The following is an 804-nucleotide window of genomic DNA, read 5'->3' as shown; positions in this document are numbered from 1 at the left end:
CACTGCTCATCAGTGAAGACTCGGTGTCGTTGCTGTGTAGTCACGTCTCCACCGTGCCAGTCCTGGAATGGTCAATAAAGGAGACACGCCCTAGAACCAGAGTCGTGTCGGGTCTGTGATTCAAGAGCGGCGATCCCACCGGTCTTGTAGTGCTGGTGCCAGCGTTGCAGGGTGCGCAAGCCGAGACCGGTGTCTTGGGCCAGAGTTGTCAGAGCGATGTCGTCTTCAACGTGGAGCCGAAGGATGCGCCACTTCTCCGGCCCGTCCATCTCACACCGGCTCCGCCAGTGTGTCGTGAGTGCCGGCGGCCTGACGGTGTCGATACAAAGTCGCTCTTGACCAGCCCACCAAGCGTGCCGCGTCTTCAGCAGTGCGTCCTTTGGCGCGGGCGTCTTCAGCGATAGAGAGCTTCTGGGCGATCTCGTCCGGGTCTACCGGCGGCCGCCCGAACTTGGTGCCGTTCTGCTTAGCTGCGGCAATGCCTGCATTGACGCGTTCAGTGATGAGTTCACGCTCATACTCGGCCAGGGTAGCGAGCATTCCCAACATCATCCGACCCGATGAAGTCTCAGGGTCGATGTTGTCCGAAACGGAACGGACCTTCACTCCCTGGTCTCGGAGATGGTTCACGGTTGCCAGAACGTCCAGGAGTGAGCGGCCGAGCCGGTCGATGCGCCACACGACGACAGTGTCGCCGTCTTCGGCATAGTCGAGCAGCCGCCTCATTCCAGGTCGCTGTTTCGCCGTCTTACTCCCAGAGGTCACATCTGAGAACACATCTCGTTTCTGGACTCCCGCACCGAC

General features: G+C 60.3%; 2 protein-coding genes. Both read right to left on the bottom strand.

Features of this window, described 5'->3' with window-relative positions:
- Nucleotides 1–71 precede the first annotated feature (71 nt).
- Nucleotides 72–269, bottom strand: coding sequence for a helix-turn-helix domain-containing protein (locus MPN20_RS17595; protein ID WP_069599208.1), 198 nt, complete (start codon nt 267–269; stop codon nt 72–74).
- A gap of 1 nt (nt 270) precedes the next feature.
- The coding region (locus tag MPN20_RS17145) for a recombinase family protein (RefSeq protein WP_242784075.1) at nt 271–804 on the bottom strand (534 nt) is incomplete at its 5' end.

Origin of the sequence: Brevibacterium sp. ZH18 (genome assembly GCF_022748595.1) — a bacterium.
GTDB lineage: Bacteria > Actinomycetota > Actinomycetes > Actinomycetales > Brevibacteriaceae > Brevibacterium.
Note: the sequence above shows the minus strand (reverse complement) of the source record. Positions and strands in the feature narration are given on the sequence as shown.

Excerpts from the sequence above, each read along its gene's own strand:
- MPN20_RS17595 (WP_069599208.1), bottom strand. The coding sequence starts at position 269 with ATGGACGGGCCGGAGAAGTGGCGCATCCTTCGGCTCCACGTTGAAGAC.